13 protein-coding genes are annotated in these 16618 nt (G+C 55.8%); 11 read left to right on the plus strand and 2 right to left on the minus strand.

Annotation, left to right across the window (positions count from 1 at the left end; translation table 11 throughout):
* Positions 1 to 95: 95 nt before the first annotated feature.
* From gcvT to gcvPB, 4 genes are all read left to right on the plus strand, one after another.
* Positions 96 to 1175 (plus strand): glycine cleavage system aminomethyltransferase GcvT, encoded by a 1080-nt coding sequence (gcvT, locus tag T9A_RS06355; protein ID WP_035246099.1) that lies wholly within the window; start codon positions 96 to 98, stop codon positions 1173 to 1175.
* 184 nt (positions 1176 to 1359) lie between these two features.
* Positions 1360 to 1746, plus strand: a complete 387-nt coding sequence (gcvH, locus tag T9A_RS06360) for a glycine cleavage system protein GcvH (protein ID WP_035246101.1) — start codon at positions 1360 to 1362, stop codon at positions 1744 to 1746.
* 149 nt (positions 1747 to 1895) lie between these two features.
* Positions 1896 to 3254 (plus strand): aminomethyl-transferring glycine dehydrogenase subunit GcvPA, encoded by a 1359-nt coding sequence (gcvPA, locus tag T9A_RS06365; RefSeq protein WP_035246103.1) that lies wholly within the window; start codon positions 1896 to 1898, stop codon positions 3252 to 3254.
* Positions 3251 to 4717 carry an aminomethyl-transferring glycine dehydrogenase subunit GcvPB gene (gene gcvPB, locus T9A_RS06370; RefSeq protein ID WP_035246104.1) on the plus strand — a complete coding sequence of 489 codons (1467 nt, stop codon included), beginning with the start codon at positions 3251 to 3253 and terminating at the stop codon, positions 4715 to 4717. Before gcvPA ends, gcvPB begins: the two co-directional genes overlap by 4 nt.
* Positions 4718 to 4801: 84 nt before the next feature.
* Here the strand turns inward: gcvPB and T9A_RS06375 are convergent, their stop codons facing one another.
* A complete protein-coding gene (locus T9A_RS06375; RefSeq protein WP_035246106.1) occupies positions 4802 to 5776 on the minus strand; it encodes an integron integrase in 975 nt (324 codons plus the stop codon).
* Between the two features lie 239 nt (positions 5777 to 6015).
* On the opposite strand from T9A_RS06375, the gene T9A_RS17035 reads away from it, so the two are divergent.
* Positions 6016 to 6264 (plus strand): hypothetical protein, encoded by a 249-nt coding sequence (locus T9A_RS17035; protein WP_156964848.1) that lies wholly within the window; start codon positions 6016 to 6018, stop codon positions 6262 to 6264.
* Positions 6265 to 6417: 153 nt separating this feature from the next.
* Positions 6418 to 7662, plus strand: a complete 1245-nt coding sequence (locus T9A_RS06380) for an AAA family ATPase (RefSeq protein WP_035246109.1) — start codon at positions 6418 to 6420, stop codon at positions 7660 to 7662.
* Between the two features lie 110 nt (positions 7663 to 7772).
* Here the strand turns inward: T9A_RS06380 and T9A_RS16800 are convergent, their stop codons facing one another.
* On the minus strand, positions 7773 to 8897 hold the full coding sequence (locus tag T9A_RS16800; RefSeq protein WP_198030628.1) for an ankyrin repeat domain-containing protein: 1125 nt from the start codon (positions 8895 to 8897) through the stop codon (positions 7773 to 7775).
* Between the two features lie 742 nt (positions 8898 to 9639).
* Between T9A_RS16800 and T9A_RS17040 the strand changes: the two genes are divergently transcribed.
* The 5 genes from T9A_RS17040 (at position 9640) to T9A_RS06405 (ending at position 16573) form a co-directional block, all read left to right on the plus strand.
* A complete protein-coding gene (locus T9A_RS17040) occupies positions 9640 to 9933 on the plus strand; it encodes a hypothetical protein (protein WP_156964849.1) in 294 nt (97 codons plus the stop codon).
* A 432-nt stretch (positions 9934 to 10365) separates the two neighbouring features.
* Positions 10366 to 11592 carry a carboxylate--amine ligase gene (locus T9A_RS06390; protein WP_035246113.1) on the plus strand — a complete coding sequence of 409 codons (1227 nt, stop codon included), beginning with the start codon at positions 10366 to 10368 and terminating at the stop codon, positions 11590 to 11592.
* A gap of 57 nt (positions 11593 to 11649) precedes the next feature.
* A complete protein-coding gene (locus T9A_RS06395) occupies positions 11650 to 13680 on the plus strand; it encodes a hypothetical protein (RefSeq protein ID WP_035246115.1) in 2031 nt (676 codons plus the stop codon).
* Positions 13681 to 13742: 62 nt separating this feature from the next.
* Positions 13743 to 14222, plus strand: a complete 480-nt coding sequence (locus T9A_RS06400; RefSeq protein WP_035246116.1) for a hypothetical protein — start codon at positions 13743 to 13745, stop codon at positions 14220 to 14222.
* 299 nt (positions 14223 to 14521) lie between these two features.
* A complete protein-coding gene (locus T9A_RS06405) occupies positions 14522 to 16573 on the plus strand; it encodes a BCCT family transporter (protein WP_035246118.1) in 2052 nt (683 codons plus the stop codon).
* The last annotated feature ends 45 nt before the right edge of the window (positions 16574 to 16618 follow it).

Here is a 16618-nt window from a genome sequence, read left to right on the forward strand (position 1 = left end):
AATACCCGGCCAATCCAGCCCTGTCCATGCCGCCAGCCTATGCCCCCCGGCCTCGTCCCGATATAATTGCCGCTCATTTGAATAGTGGTGTTTATATGGGTCATCGCACAGCTCTGTACGACGCGCACTTGGCGGCCGGCGGCAAGATGGTCGACTTTGGCGGCTGGGACATGCCGATCAACTATGGCTCCCAGATCGAGGAGCACCATGCGGTGCGCCAGCACGCCGGCGTATTCGATGTCTCCCACATGACGGTGGTGGATATCGCCGGTGCCGGCGCGCGGGACTTCCTGCGCCACCTGCTGGCCAACGACGTGGACCGCGTCACCCCAGGCCGTGCGCTCTACAGCGGCATGCTCAACGACAGCGGCGGCGTCATCGATGACCTGATCGCCTACAAGCGGGACAATGACTACCGTCTGGTGGTAAATTGCGCCACCCGTGAGACCGACCTGGACTGGATGGAAAAACATGCCGGTGGCTTTGCCGTGGATATCCGCGAGCGTGCCGACCTGGCCATGCTCGCCATCCAGGGGCCGCAGGCGCGTAGCCTGGTGGCCGGTCTGCTCAGCGGAGCCCGGGCCGAAGCCGTGAATACCCTGAAAGTATTCGGCTTTGCCGAAGACGGCGACTGGATGATCGCCCGCACCGGCTACACCGGGGAAGATGGCGTGGAGATCATGCTGCCCGGTGCTGATGCGGTAAAATTATGGGAACAACTGCTGGACGCCGGCGTGGCCCCCATCGGCCTGGGCGCCCGCGATACCCTGCGTCTGGAAGCCGGCATGAACCTGTACGGCAACGACATGGATGAAAGCATCACCCCCTGGGAAGCCAACATGGGGTGGACCCTGGTCCTCAACGACCGGGATTTCGTCGGTCGCCAGCCACTGCTCAACCAGCAACAGCATGGCCACGGAGAGCTCGTCGGCCTGGTGCTGGAAGGGAAGGGCGTACTGCGCGCCCACCAGCAAGTCTTGCTGCCCAATGGCGAGCAAGGCGAGATTACCAGCGGCACGTTTTCGCCGACGCTGGGCAAATCCATCGCCCTGGCCCGGCTGCCCGCCGGCGCCACCGGCAAGGTGGACGTGGAAATCCGCAACAAGCGCCAGCCCGCTCAGGTGGTTAAACCGCCTTTCGTGCGTAATGGCAAGGCAGTGTACAAAGAGCTGTAGCATTCGCGATGCAAGCATCGCTTCCCACCAGGTCTGAACTGGACTGTGGTTTGTGGGAAGTCATGCTTGCATGACGAAGACGTTGGCAACCAGGCATGGCTTTAACGGAAAGCCTGCAGAACACACAAATTCCGGCGTCATGCGAGCAGCATGCCGCGTGAAGCGTTAACCCAAGGAGACAACAATGAGCGAGATTCCAGCCGAGCTGCGTTATGCCGCCAGCCACGAATGGGCCAAGAACGACGACGGAGTGGTTACCGTGGGCATCACCGAGCACGCCCAGGATGCCATGGGCGATCTGGTGTATGTGGAGCTGCCGGAAGTGGGCCAGGTGCTGGCCGCCGGTGATGAAGCTGGTGTGGTGGAATCCGTGAAAGCCGCCTCCGACATCTATGCCCCGGTTTCCGGCGAAGTGATCGAGATCAACGAAGCGCTGGAAGATGAGCCGGAACTGGTCAACAACGTTCCCTATGAAGGCGGCTGGCTGTTCAAGATCCAGATGAGCGAAGCCGGTGATCTGGACAACCTGCTCACCGCCGATCAGTACCAGGCGCAGATCGAAAGCGAATAATCGCTTGCGATAACACTCCGTAGGAGCGGCGCTCGAGCCGCGAACGTGCTTGCGATGTCTTTCCCGGCACGGATTCGCGGCTCGAGCGCCGCTCCTACCGGGCTTCGTAGTGTCGCTTTAGCCAACACCCAACCTATCCAGGTACCCCAATGCCGTATATCCCCCATACCCCCGATGACGTGCGCGCCATGCTCGACGCCATTGGCGCCGACAGCATCGAAGACCTGTTCGATGAAATCCCTGCGCACCTGAAAGCCGCTGGCAAACTCGACGCCCTGCCCGAAGGGCTGAGCGAAATGGACGTGACCCGGCTGATGAACGAGCGCGCGGCCATGGATGCCGGCGCAGTGAGCTTCATCGGTGCCGGTGCTTACCAGCACCACATTCCGGCGGCGGTATGGGAGATTGCCACCCGCGGTGAGTTCTACACCGCCTACACCCCTTACCAGGCGGAAGCCAGCCAGGGCACCCTGCAGGTAATCTACGAATTCCAGACCCTGATGACCCGGCTCACCGCCATGGACGTGAGCAACGCCTCCGTCTACGACGGCGCCTCCGGTCTGGCCGAAGCGGTGTTGATGAGCCTGCGCGCCAACCGCAAGAGCAAATCCCGCAAGGTGCTGGTGCCGGCGGCCCTGAATCCGCGCTACACCAGCGCCACCCAGGCCATCGTGGAGAACCAGGACGTAGCCCTGGAAACCGTGCCGTTCTGTCAGGAAAAAGGGCAGACCCTGGTCGATTCTCTCAAGCCCCACGAAGGCGAAGACTTTGCGGCCCTGGTGATCAGCCAGCCCAATTACTTCGGTAGCCTGGAAGAAGTGGATGCCCTTACCGATTGGGCCCATGCCAACGGCATGCTGGTGATCGCGGTGGTGAACCCTACTGCCATGGCGTTGATCACGCCTCCCGGTGAGTGGGGCGCAGAGGGCGCCGATATCGTGGTCGGCGAAGGCCAGCCACTGGGCGTGCCGCTGTCTTCCGGTGGTCCCTACTTCGGATTCATGTGCTGCAAACAGAAATACGTGCGTCAGATGCCCGGTCGTATCATTGGCCGCACCGTGGACATGGAAGGCAAACAGGGTTTCACCCTCACCCTGCAGGCCCGCGAACAGCACATCCGTCGCTCCAAGGCCACCAGTAACATCTGTACCAACCAGGGCCTGGCCATGACGGCTGCCACCATCTACACCTCCTTGCTGGGGCCGGATGGCCTCACCAACGTGGCCGCCCACAGCCATGCCAATACCCAGGCCCTGGCCGACAAGCTCACCGCCATCGACGGCGTGGAGCGCGCCTTTGTCGCGCCCACCTTCCACGAAGTGGTACTGACTCTGCCGAAACCGGCGGACCAGGTGCTGGTGGCCCTGGCCGAGAAAGATGTGCTGGGCGGTGTCAGCCTGGCTAACGACTATGGTATGGCCAACGCCATTCTGGTGAATGCCACCGAAGTCCATTCCGAGCAGGATTTGCAGCTCTTCGAACAAGCCCTGAAGGAGGTGCTGGCATGAGCGAGACACAACTGATTTTCCAACTGTCTCACCCGGGCCGCAGTGCCACCTCCCAGGCGCCCAAGGCACTCAGCGACGACAAGCTGTCAGCCATTCCCGCGCACCTGCGTCGCAAGCAGAAGCCAGCCCTGCCGGAAGTGTCGGAAATGCAGGTGGTGCGCCACTACACCAACCTGTCCAGCAAGAACTTCGCCATCGACAAACAGTTCTACCCGCTGGGCTCCTGCACCATGAAATATAACCCGCGCGGCGCCAACCGGGCCGCCATGCTGCCGGGCTTTCTCAACCGTCACCCGCTGGCGCCGGAAAGCCACAGCCAGGGTTTCCTTAGCTGCATGTTCGAACTGCAGAACTTTCTCAAGGAAGTGACCGGCATGAAGGGCGTGTCCCTGGCCCCCATGGCCGGTGCTCAGGGCGAATTCGCCGGCGTGGCCATGATCCGCGCCTACCACGAAGCCCGTGGCGATGAGGCGCGCACGGAAATCCTCATCCCCGAAGCCGCCCACGGCACCAACCCGGCCACCGCCGTCATGTGTGGCTACAAGGTGCGCGAAGTGCCCGTCGGCAAAGACGGCGACGTGGACCTGGAGGCGCTGAAAGAAGCCTGTGGTCCACAGACCGCCGGCCTGATGATGACCAACCCGAGCACCTGCGGCGTGTTCGAACGGCAGATCGAAGCCATCTCCAAAGCCGTTCACGAAGCTGGCGGCCTGCTTTACTACGATGGCGCCAACCTGAATGCCATCCTTGGCAAGGTGCGCCCCGGTGACATGGGCTTCGACGTGATCCACATGAACCTGCACAAGACCTTTGCCACTCCGCACGGTGGCGGCGGCCCCGGTGCTGGCCCGGTAGGCGTGTCCGAGCGCCTGCTGCCCTACCTGCCCACCCCCATGGCAGGCCAGCGCGATGACGGCAGCTACCACTGGGTCGACAGCGATACCCTGGATACCAGCATCGGCCACCTCAGTGCCTTCATGGGCAATGCCGGTGTGTTGCTGCGCGCTTACTTCTACGCCCGCTCCTTGGGCCGCGAAGGCATGATCCGCGTGGGCGAATTCTCCACCCTGGCGGCCAACTACCTGCTCAAGCGTCTGGAAGCCGTGGGCTGCACGGCCGCCTATCCGGATCGCCGCGCCAGCCACGAGTTCATCCTCACCTTCGCGAAAGAAGCGAAAGAGCTGGGTGTCACCGCCATGGATATCGCCAAGCGTCTGCTGGACTACAACCAGCACGCGCCGACCACCTACTTCCCGCTGCTGGTGCCGGAGTGCTTCCTCATCGAGCCCACCGAAACCGAAAGCAAGGAAGCCCTGGACGAATTCGTCGATGCCATGGCCGCCATCCTGGAAGAAGCACGCAGCGAACCTGACATGGTCAAGGAAGCGCCTTTCACCCAACCGGTGCGTCGCCTGGATGACGTAAAGGCAGCCAGAGAACTGGACCTGACCTGGACAGACTGATTGCCGGACACGAAAAACCGTAGGAGCCATGCTTGCATGGCGAACAAGAACCCGGCGAACGCCGGGTTCTTTTTTATTCCCCTCTCACCCCCGATCCAACGGACTCATGACCCCGGCGAAACCTTGCCCAAGCACGTGGGTATAAATCTGTGTGGTATTCAGGTCACTATGGCCAAGTAACTCCTGGACCGTGCGAATATCAGTGCCGTTGAGCAGCAACTGTGTGGCAAAGGAGTGCCGGAAGGTATGGGAGGTCGCAGGCTTGTTGATCCCCGTTTCACGAACAGCTTGGCGAACCGTCTTTTGAACAGCGGATACATGGATGTGATGACGTACCCAATCCCCATCTCTGTCCTGACAAATGCTTGAGGATGGAAATATCCAATGCCACTGAGAGGAAATATTGGCAAACGGGTATTTGCGCGACAGGGCAGAAGGCATGGAAACCGGTGTTCTCTTCTGGGTTGGTGTTTTATTTATTCTGCTTGTTGTTGCTTTAATAATCCTGGTCAGAACAGGAGATAGAGGTTCGGGCAGCAGCGTTGTGCGATCCTTTCCTCCCTTGCCGTCCCGGACAGTGATTGTCTTGTTGTTGAAATCAATATCCTTAATGCGCAGCCGGGCAACTTCTGTCACGCGCATACCGGAACCGTAAATCAGGGAGATGATTAATCGATGGGGTTCCGGCAAGCGTTCGATCACGGATAGGGCTTCAGAATGAGACAGCACAACCGGGAGTTTAGCCGGGCGTTTGGCGCGGCTGATATTTTCCACTTCCCCGAGTGGTTGATGAATGACATGCCGATACAGGAAAACCAGGGCATTCAGCGCCTGGTTCTGTGTGGCGGCAGCCACATTCCGGCTTGTTGCCAGCCAGGTAAGGAAAAGTGATACCTCGCGTTCGGCCATCTCGGCAGGATGGCGCATCTTGTGAAAGCGTATGAAATAGCGAATCCAGTACCAGTAGGTTTTCTCGGTACGGTAACTGTAATGGCGCACCCTGATCGCCTCGCGAAATTGATTACGAAGCCTGGGGCGGCCTGCACTTTCCTTGTGCATGGGCTGACTCCCTTTTTTTACAAGTACTGTCTTTATAGTCAGTATTATTGGTTCGGGAAAAAGAAGAAGTCAACATATTGAATCATGCGCTAACAGGTCAGTTTGTAACTTGCTGACTTTTCTGCTTTTATCTTTCAATATGCAAATTTGATAAATGAGATATGAGGCCGGCACGTTTATTGGATATTCGAGCCGGCTTCCTAATACCTGTTATGTGTGCTCAGGCTAGGTGTGGACTGATGAAGTGGTTCTCTTTTGGGTTGGGAGTTCTATGCTTTATTTACGCAGGTCTCTATTTTCTAGGTCTTCTTCCCGTTGACTTTTGGCAATCAACAATCGATCTGGTTATGGGGCGTGAGTCTGGTGCGTATTATAAAATTGTTCCAACAGAGTCGTTTGAGTATCAGGGGGTAGTGGCTCTTTCCCTCGGGGTGGTTTTTATCGCTTTGTCACGGTGGCAGTTTCAAAGGTGTAAAGCTGGTGAGTGATTTCTGCGAGAGGGCTTCACATAACAAGCGGCGCCAGTCATACCAAATTTGCGCTCCTGCGTCGCTCCAATTTGCCTGCTGCGCCGGGCGTTAGTTCTTCAGTCCCAGATTCACTTAATTGATCAAGCTAAGCTAAAGGAATTGGATTAGATAATGAGCGTTCGTAAAGAGATTACCGAGGTATTCACACCGAGACAGGGAGAGGTGAATACGGAGATGTACGTTAAGAGGCCTCTACATGAGAAATCCTTAGCTAGATCCTTGAAAAGAAACTCGCATACGCTTCTTTTCGGCGACAGTGGAAACGGAAAATCATGGCTTTACAAAAAAGTTCTAAAAGAAAATGAGATTCCCTATGTCGTTGCAAATTGCGCTAATGCATCTAGGCTGAAGTCAATCACCCAAGAAATATGCAATTGCTTGATAGAGCCAGGAACGGTAACAAAATTAGGGTTCAGCGAAGAGAAGGCAGCGGAGGTGAGTGCATATTTTGCTAAAGGAGGTTTGAAGCACAGTGGCAACTATGATGTTAGCCAAGAAGAGCCTTTGCTAAAAGCGTTTAAGATGTTTGCAGACACTACACCAGATAGAAAAATAATTGTGCTAGACAACCTCGAATCCATATTTTACTCGAAGGAACTAATGGATGAGCTAGCCGATATTGTTATATTGCTAGATGATGACCGCTACGCGGCATGTAATATAAATATTCTTATCGTAGGTGTTCCCAACGGTGTCCTTCAGTACTTCAGTGAAACGAAGAATCTAGAATCGGTCTCCAATCGAATACAGGAGGTCGAAAAAGTTGCTAGCCTAGACTCTGGACAAGTCATGGAAATTATAAGGAAAGGCTTCGATCAGTTATCTATCAAGATCACCGGGCAAACATTGATGGATCTTTCGGGTCATGTGTGGGATGTAACTTTGGGCATTGCTCAGCGCGTTCATGAATACTGTGAGTGCCTAGCTTATGAGGTAGAGGATAATGAATGGAAGTTTGAAAAAGCACTTTTACAAAGTGCTGACTTGTCGTGGTTGAAGCAAGGTCTTCGGCAAAGTTATCAGGTAATAGAGGCTCACCTCAACAGCAGGGAAACAGCCGTCGCAAGAAGAAATCAGGTTATCTACTGTATCGCAAAGATTCGGCAGCATCAGTTTGACTCTAACGACATCGATGCACTAATACGAAAGGAGTTCCCTTCGTCTATCCCAGTAACAAACATGGGTATTGGATCGATATTGGGAGAGCTGGCAAAAGGCGGTTCTCCGTTATTAAATAGAAATGAAAAGAATAATTCATATTCAATACGAGATCCCCGCTATCTAATGTGCATTAGAGTCGCTTTGTATAAAGATCAGGGTTCCGAAAAGGTAATTAAAAAGCAGTTTTCGAGATAATGAACTAACAAATCAAAGCACGCGGACGCAAAGAGCTGCGCCGGTGTTTGAGGCGTTATAGGCTTTTCAGCGTAATCTAAAAAAAGCATTTCTCCCAAGAAAGGAAAATCTCACAACCCTGCCATGGCGTCCAGCAATCCAGGGTAGACCGCATTGGTTGCCTTGGTGACTTCCGCGAAGTTGGCCTTGTCGCCATGTTCCGCTCTGAGCCAGGTAGCCATGTCATTCAGGCTGTGGAAGGAAAGGTCCGAGGTCTCGCGTCGGTGGGCGTCACCGCCAGAGATATCGTCGGCCACTTTGTTGCCTGCGGTCTTGCCCGCCATGGAGCCGAAGATGCTACCGAGCAATGCGCCGCCAGGGACATTTTCCAGCGCTTTCTGGGCGGCATAATTGCCGGTCACGGCGCCCACGGCGGAACCGGCAGCGCTGCCCATCTGGTTGTTGATGGCTTTGGTTACCCACTCGGCGACGACACCATCGGAGGTGTAGGGGCTTAAGTAACGTCCGGAGTTATTCTGAATGATGGGTGTTTCCCCTGCCGTTTCTTCAGAGATATTCGGTTTGGCGACGGCGGGACTTCCCTGATCGGCGATCTGTATCAATTTTTCACGTTGTACGCGCTTGGCAATCCATTGTTTTCGCTCTTCCATCAATTGCGGGTGCTGTTCCCATGCTTGTGCCTCGGACATCGGTTTTCTTCCCAGAATTTCCAGTGCTGCCTTACTCTGAGCTACCGCTTCTTCAAGTCCAGGTGCGTCACGACGCCACACGATATACATTTCAATCACGTCCGCCGGGAGCCTGCCTTTCTTATCTCGCAGGGTCGGGTCGGCACCGTGTTCCATTAGCGCCTCAACCGCTTCTGAAGATCGCGCAATATGCAGAGCCGTTTGGCCTTCAGCGCGGCCGCTTTTCGTAACGGGTTTGTTGGGATCGGCTCCGTCGGCGAGTAATGCTCGTATTATTTTTTCCCGCTCGGGAGCATGACTTAAAGAGGCGAACATCAAGGGAGTAAGACCGGTGCGCCCTTTGCCATTGGGGTTTCCACCCTGGTTCAGGCTCCGCTGGACGGCGGGAAGATCGTTTTGTACTACTGCGTTTTGCAGCTCATATGTAGCATATGAAGTGCAACCGGATAACAGAGCCTGAAGGCAGGCGATTATTAGAATACCGGGTAGCGTAAAACTTATTCGAGCATTCTTCCGTGCGCGGGCAAACCTGATCGTTGATGCCATTTTGTCACTCCCCCAAAGCGAGTTGAAATATCTAAAAATGTGCATTCCGGCTACTGACCAGAAATGGCCTCAAGCAATCCTGGATAAACCGCGTTGGTGGCTTTGCTAACTTCCGCGAAATTAGCCTTGCCTCCATGATCTTCACTCAGCCAGTAGGCCATGTCACTCAGGCTTCGGAAGGAAAGGTCCGAGGTCTGGCGCCGGTATGCGTCTCCGTCGGCCATCTGGGTGCCCACGGTTTTGCCGGCCTCTCTTTTCACTGGATTTTGACATTAGCTGCTACTTTAAATAGTTGATTTTGGCAGGTTGCCGGGTCATTCGCATCCCTCATTTGGGGTACGTCACTGTCTTTGTAGGGTTCCCGGCGGACACGTTATCAGCCTCTTTTGTGCTTTTGCGGGCTGTCCGTGCCCTGGGGTAAGCGGGAGGTATGTTGGCGGCGATAATGTTGCCTTGAGGAGTTCGATAGATATCAATGGCGAATTGTTATTCAATCGGGAGTGAAAACATGGCCCATCTGCAAGTTATGGGCTGGCCTGCATGAACGCCTTTTATTCGGCTTTTGAAATATACGAACGAGTTGATGGATCAATGAAAATCCATGTTCGAAAAGGCGTGGTATTTTATGAGTATGCAGGAATTTTGGTGGCTGCAGGTTGGCACGTAGACAATGTGATAGGGTAGGACTGGTTTTTGTCGTGGACTGATCAGTCCAGTCCTGATTGGGGTTTTGGGTGTGAGAATGGCTATGTATCTATCAAGGCGATATATAACTCTTATTTTTGTCGGGTGGCTTTCATTTGGAGTTACCTGTTTTTTTTGTTCTCGCGGTTACACTGGTGGGGCAGAAGCCTTTTTCTTTTGGTTGTCATTGGCCTCGTGGACATTGCTCCCATTGGCTCACTTCTTCGCGGCCGTATTGATTGCTGGAAATAAAAAGAATGACCCATCGTTGGCTGCTACAGTGGGCATGTTGCTTGGTGTCCTGGTTTTTATTGCAGGGCTGATCGGTTCAGGGTTTTCCGGCTATGCCTAGTGGTGTCGAGTAAAGAAATTTTTTTGTCATTTCATGATTTCATTTATATGGGGGTCTTAACGTTAAATTTGCTATATTTTACATGTTTGCGGATATTGATTTTTATTGCCTAAGATCGTGACCTCTTTAGAGTTGAAGAGGAGAAATGGTCGTACCCCCTGCGTCAGGGCTTTCAATTTGATCAGTATTTTCTTGGCCGTATGCGGCTGCCCTTCCTGAGCTCCCTTGACGACTTATTGTAAGCGGTGAATGGTGCTCCATGTAACGCTATCTCTCGCCGTCATATGACTTTGTTTTGTCCCCTTTTTTCTCTTTTTTGGTCAAGAAGGAGGTGCTGTCTATGCTGTAAAAGTGGCAGGTCAACGGTTGTTAAAGAAGCGGAGACGTGTACCGTAAAGGGCCAATGCCAATTTTTTCGACAGGAGGCGCTCAATGAAGAAAGATCCCAACAAAGGCTATATTGCCTTATTAGGATGGAGTTTGAATGCGGTCGAGGCGGCGGAGAAGTTTGATCGTCGGTATGTGGTGGTGGCCCCGGACTGGGCTGAGGCGTATTGCCAGGAGCATGATATTCCCTATGTGCCCTGGAATTTCGAGCGCCTGAATGATCGTTCCATGGAGATTGCCCAGACCCTGAAGGACATGGGTGTGGATGTGTCGGTGCCGCTGTATGAGGAAACCGTGGAGTGGGCCGGTGCGATCAATTCGGTGCTGCTTGATAACCCCCGTTTGCTGGGCCAGGCCATGCTGATGCGGGATAAATCCCTGATGAAGCGGCGCGCCCAGCTTGGCGGTATCCGGGTGGGTATCTTTGAGGAAGCCCATGACCGGGAGGACGTGATCCGGTTCCTGAAGCGGGTGAATCAGACTCTGCTGAAACTGGATGGCGACCCCAATGACCCGATCCACTTGAAGGCCTTCGACAAGGCCGGTTGTCTCGGCCACCGGGTGATTCGTACTCCGGATGAGGTGGATGCGATTCCTGATGAAGAATTCCCGTCGTTGATGGAGTCACATCTGGATGGTTGGGAATTTGCGGTGGAAGCCTGGATCCATGATGGCAAGATCTGTTTTCTCAACCTGTCCGAGTATGTGACGCTTGGGTATTCGGTGTATGTCCCCGCGTCGCCGGATCTGGAGCAGTACCGGCCGCAGATTACTCAGCAGATCGAGAAGCTGATCAAGACCTTCGATATCGAGTTTGGCATGATTCATCCGGAGTACTTTGTCACCAGCGATGGCGAGATGTACTTTGGTGAAGTGGCGTATCGCCCGCCGGGTTTCAAGGTGTTCGAGTTGCTGGAACGGGTCTATGAGGGTTTCAATGCCTATCAGGCCACCATGCTGGTGTTCGATCCCAAGGCCACCACAGAGGAAGTGAAGGCTTACTTCCCGAAAGAGGTGGTGGATGCGAAGGGGCATGCCGGTTGTTTCGGGGTGTACCCGCGCCGGCGTGTGGTCAGTCAGCTGGAGATCCCGGAGGAGACCGAAGACCATCCCTATTTCGAGTCCCATGAACTGACGGCGCCCATGGAAGAGGTTGTCACCAAGCGCACCGCCTTTGGTACCCATTGGGGTCTGATTTACTTCATGGGTGACGACCCGAAAGAGATGCACCGGTTGCTGAAGCGTCAAGAAGAGCTGGATTTCTATGTGTGAATACGGTGTTACCATGGGGCCCGTCGGGCCCCCACGGATTCGTTAAGGAACTGCCCTGTGTCTACGACCCATTCAGAGACGTCCGCGTCCAGCAATTTGTCTCTGCTACTTGTGCGGCTGGATGATGCCATCACCCAGTTGGCAGAGGCGCCTTCTTTTACCCGGCCAGCCAAGGTGCCACGGGTGCTGGATACGGCCCGGCGGGTAATGATGCAGGAGGGCGGTTGTGCGGCCCTGGGCGAACGTATCGAGACGCTGGAGGCGGCCGGAATTTTCGCCGGAACAGATTGGGCGGAGCCACACATTCTGGTTCCCGGTTTCGCTGCCCAGTCTCTGCAAAGTGCCCAGGCGGAGCTGGTGGTGATAGAGGCTCTGAGCGAGCTACGCATGCTGGCGGTGGCCTGTGGAGATTACCGCCACACCCTGATTTCCGTCGAGCAGGCCCACCATTTTCTCACCCAGGTGCTGGCGCTGAATCTGGCCATGCTGTTTTCGCCGCCCTCCGAGGCGCAGCGTGAAACCCAGGGCCGCCTGGCGGTGCTGCCGCAGAATCTGTTGCAGCATCTGGCCGAGCGCATCGGCTATGAGCATATCGTTGACAAGCTGATTGAAGAGATCTGGCGGATACTCAATCAACGCCCCATTCAGACCGACCCGGTCAAGCAGATGGTCACGCAGATCGCCATTTGCCAGGTAAATCCGGATATCGACCTGGGCAGTAGCGGCCAGGGGGCGGACCGGTTGGTGAGCAGCCTGTTCGGCCCGACCCGGGCTTGCCGGGAAGACCCGGGGGTGGAGATCTATCTGGAGCGACTAGCCAGCATGGATGCCACGGCCTTGCAGGGCGAGGCCACCGGGTTTGCCCGTGCCATGCATGACACGGGGCTGGTGTCGCCGTATCACCCGGTGTTGTTGCGGCATCTGCTGGATCAGGGTGATCACCTGGTGGCGGAGGCCATGGGCCTGTCTTCCACCGGTCGCGATTGTCTGATGTGTTACCGGCAGCTGGTGCAGGGGTTGATTGAGGCGGCGGTGCATCCGCAAACCGCCCAGTCCATTTATGGCTTGGCACTGGTGCTGGAGCGGGGCATTCTCTATCAGCCGCCGGTGGCGCCAGCCCTGTGGCGGCAGCTGGGTCTGGTTCTGTCGGATTGGTCCTGCCAGCGCCTGGCTCTGGCCTTCGGGAATCAGGTGCCGCCCCAGGCGCATCTGATCGAAGGCGTGCTGTGCATGCTGGGGCAGCCACTGGGGGTGGGGCAGGGCAATAACCCTACTTGCCAGTCTGCCCGTGCCCTGTCCATGTGGGCGTACAACGACCCGGATTACCTGTTGCAAATGGTGACCTGGGCGGCCCGGGACGATGAAATCATCATGCACTTCGAGGGCCAGCCGATTTCCTCCAGCGAAAGCGTTGGCGGTGTGGCCAGTAGCCTGCCCATGGACCTGGACCCGGTGTCTCTGCTGGTGGTGCCCCACCTGGACCGGATTTATGCGGAAATGGGCCGTCGTTGTGTCGATCGTGAGGGTGACCCCCACCGGTGGGTGAACCCGGAGTTCCATGGCTGGTGGTCCGGCCGGGGTTTTCGTATCAATGTTGATGTGGGGAGTGGGAAGCTGTGGGAGTTGGACGACTTTCTGCGTCATTTCTATGCGGCCTACCATCCCTACTACAACGGCAATCAGCCCCTGATACATCCCCAGCCTGCGGGTGTCGCTGTTACTGACAGTGCCGCCCGTTTTATCGGCTGGCATGCAATTAGTGTCTTGCGCGTGGCGCTGGATCCCCAGGATGTCATGCGGGTGTATTTCTATAATCCCAACAACGACAGTGGTCAGGACTGGGGCGATGGCGTGGTGGTCAGCACCGCCGGCCATGGCGAACGTTTTGGCGAGGCGTCACTGCCCTTCGAGCAGTTTGCGTCGCGGCTTTATATCTTTCACTTTGATCCGTTGGAGCGGGGTGAGCTGGCGCAAGTTGAACAGCAGCAACTGGATGAAGTCAGTGGCTATCTGCAACGCAGCTGGGGCGCGGACCGACTGCCTGAGGGTGGCCTGCAAGCCAGCGAAGGGGCGACCGGGCCGGGTTGATCAAGGCCTGATTCGTCGCGGAAAGCCCGGCAACACTATGAACCCATAACGTTGCGAAGAACATGCTGACGATGGATGTCCTGTTGTTCCGGCTGGCAATTGTCGTCTGGCTGGTGTCCGCCATTGCTCCCATCGATGGCACCTGGTTTGCCGGTGTCGGGGTGTTGGTTGTGTCGGTGATGGGCAGTGTGGTGATGCTTGTAAATCTGACGCCGGATTATGTGGATAGCCTTGGCGAGGTGATTGGGCTGTTTGCTCTTTTCATGACCTGGTATAACCTGATTTTTTTATGGGGGCTGTGGCGTTTTTCTTCGCTGGGGCCGCACCCCTGGTCAGGATGGAATCTGCTGCTTTACGCCTGCTCCCTGCATGCGTCCTTTTACGCGTTCGCGTTTCTTGTTACCCCTTCAGATGTATCGCTGACTGTTGCCGCCGCAGGGATTCGCTGGGTGTTTGCGATCTGGTCCGGCTCGCTACTGTTGTTGGCGTTGGCTTTTCTGGTACGTTGTTATCGGTTACGCGGGTTATTGCGTGAAGAATAGATGAAGGCTGTCTGCTCCGGTTTTTTATTATTAACCCGGCAAGAGTTTATTTCGCCGTAGGAGCGGCGCTTGAGCCGCGAATGGTTAACAACGACGTGGGGTTCGCGGCTCAAGCGCCGCTCCTACGGTGAATGGTAAGCGATGGCATGCTGCACCGTTGATCTGAATGCCGGTTTCATAAATAACAGGATTTAAAAAAACGTTGGGCCGATCTTTGCTAGCATGAGGTCGTTGCCAGTTCCGGAGAGTTGCGGTACGCATCCTCTAATCGCCAACCCTGTCATCATGGATGAAATGCTATGACGGAAAAACGCACCCTCCCCACCTCGACGATTCTGCTTCCGGTTTTTATTCCGGCTGTGGTGGTATCGCTTCTGCTGATTATCGGCACCATCAGTGATCCGGAACGGGCTGGCGAAGCCTTTAACGCGGCGCAGGCCTGGATCACCTCGAATTTCGGCTGGTTTTACATGCTGTCGGTGGCGCTGTTCCTGATCTTTATCGTCGGTGTGGCGATGAGCCGCTGGGGCAATATCAAGCTGGGGCCGGATCATTGCGAGGCGGAGTATTCATTCCCGGAATGGTTCGCCATGCTGTTTTCCGCCGGTTACGGCATCGCCTTGCTGTTCTTCGGGGTGGCGGAGCCGGTGTTGCATTATGCGGAGCCCCCGGCCGGGGCTGCAGAAACCGTGGATGCGGCCAAGCAGGCCATGCAGATTGCCTTTTTCCACTGGGGTTTTCATATCTGGGCGATTTACGGCCTGGTGGGTCTGGTGATGGCGTACTTTGCCTTTCGTCATGGTTTGCCGTTGTCCATGCGCTCGGCGTTCTACCCCCTGATTGGTGAACGAATTTACGGGCCGATCGGTCATGCCATCGATGTGTTTGCGATTCTTGGCACCATGTTCGGTATCGCCACCACCCTGGGTTTGTCCGCCGCACAGATCAACGCGGGGCTGAACTATCTGTGGGGTGTGCCGGTGGCCACCTGGGTGCAGATCACTGCCATTGCCATTGTCACCGCACTGGCCACCGTGTCTGTGGTGGCAGGGATGGACAAGGGTGTGAAGCGCCTGTCGATTCTGAACATGGTGTTGGCCGTGGCCCTGATGGCGTTTGTGTTTGTGGTGGGGCCGACGATTCATATTCTGGAAAGTTTTCTGCAGAACACGGGCAGCTACTTAAGCGGCATTGTCGAGCGTACCTTCAACCTGCAGGCCTATACCCACAGCGACTGGATCGGTAACTGGACCCTGTTTATCTTCGGCTGGACCATCGCCTGGGCGCCCTTTGTCGGGCTGTTTATTGCCAAGATCAGTCGGGGCCGTACTATCCGCGAGTTTGTGGTGGGGGTGATGTTGGTGCCGTCCCTGTTCACCTTCCTGTGGTTCTCCGTATTTGGTGATACCGCGCTGAACATGATCATGAATGAGGGTGTGACCACGCTGGTCGGTGATGTACAAACCGACAAGGCGGTGGCGTTGTTCAAGCTGTTTGATGAACTGCCATTGTCGTCATTTATTTCCTTTTTGGCGGTGCTGTTGATTATCACTTTCTTTGTGACGTCCTCGGATTCCGGCTCCCTGGTGGTGGACTCGCTGGCTTCCGGCGGGGTGCTGAATACCCCGGCCTGGCAGCGGATTTTCTGGGCGGTGCTGGAGGGGACCATTGCGTCGGTGTTGTTGCTGGCGGGTGGCTTGCAGGCGCTGCAGACCATGACCATTGCCAGCGCCTTGCCCTTTGCCATCATTATTATTCTGGCTGCCGTGGGCATGTGGCGGGCGTTGGTGATTGAGGGGCATCGCGAAACCAGCTTGCAAATGCATATGGCGACGCGCCGTCACCTGACCGGTTCCCAGTGGCGCCATCGTCTGAAAGGCATGATGGACTTCCCTGGCCGCGACAATGTGGAAATCTTCATTCGCGGTAAAGCCATGCAGAGCATGGAAAAGGTGGTCAAAGAGATGAAGGAGTCCGGCTGGGATGCCAGGGTGGTGTTCGATGAGAGCCTGATCCGTGCCGAACTGCAGGTTGAACGTGAAGGGCATGTGGGCTTTGTCTATGACATCCGCCTGGTCAGCCAGCCGGTGCCCGGTTTCGTAACGGCCGGGGGCGCTTCCACGGTGATGAAAGAGGAAAACTATTACCGCGCGGAAGTGTTCCTGCGTCGGGGTGGCCGTTCCTACGATGTGTTCGGTTACGACGAGGACGACATCATTCGCGACATTCTTGACCAGTTCGAAAACTACCTGCACTTCCTGGATCTCACCCCCGGCAAGCTTCCCTGGGAAATGGGTGAGCACGATGATCTGCTGCATCCGCCGGAGAGCCAAGACAAAGAAGAGAAATAGACCGAGTCTGCAAAGGCGGAATTCGCGATGTGAACATCGCTTCCC

The organism is Alcanivorax jadensis T9 (assembly GCF_000756655.1).
In the GTDB taxonomy this organism is placed as follows: domain Bacteria; phylum Pseudomonadota; class Gammaproteobacteria; order Pseudomonadales; family Alcanivoracaceae; genus Alcanivorax; species Alcanivorax jadensis.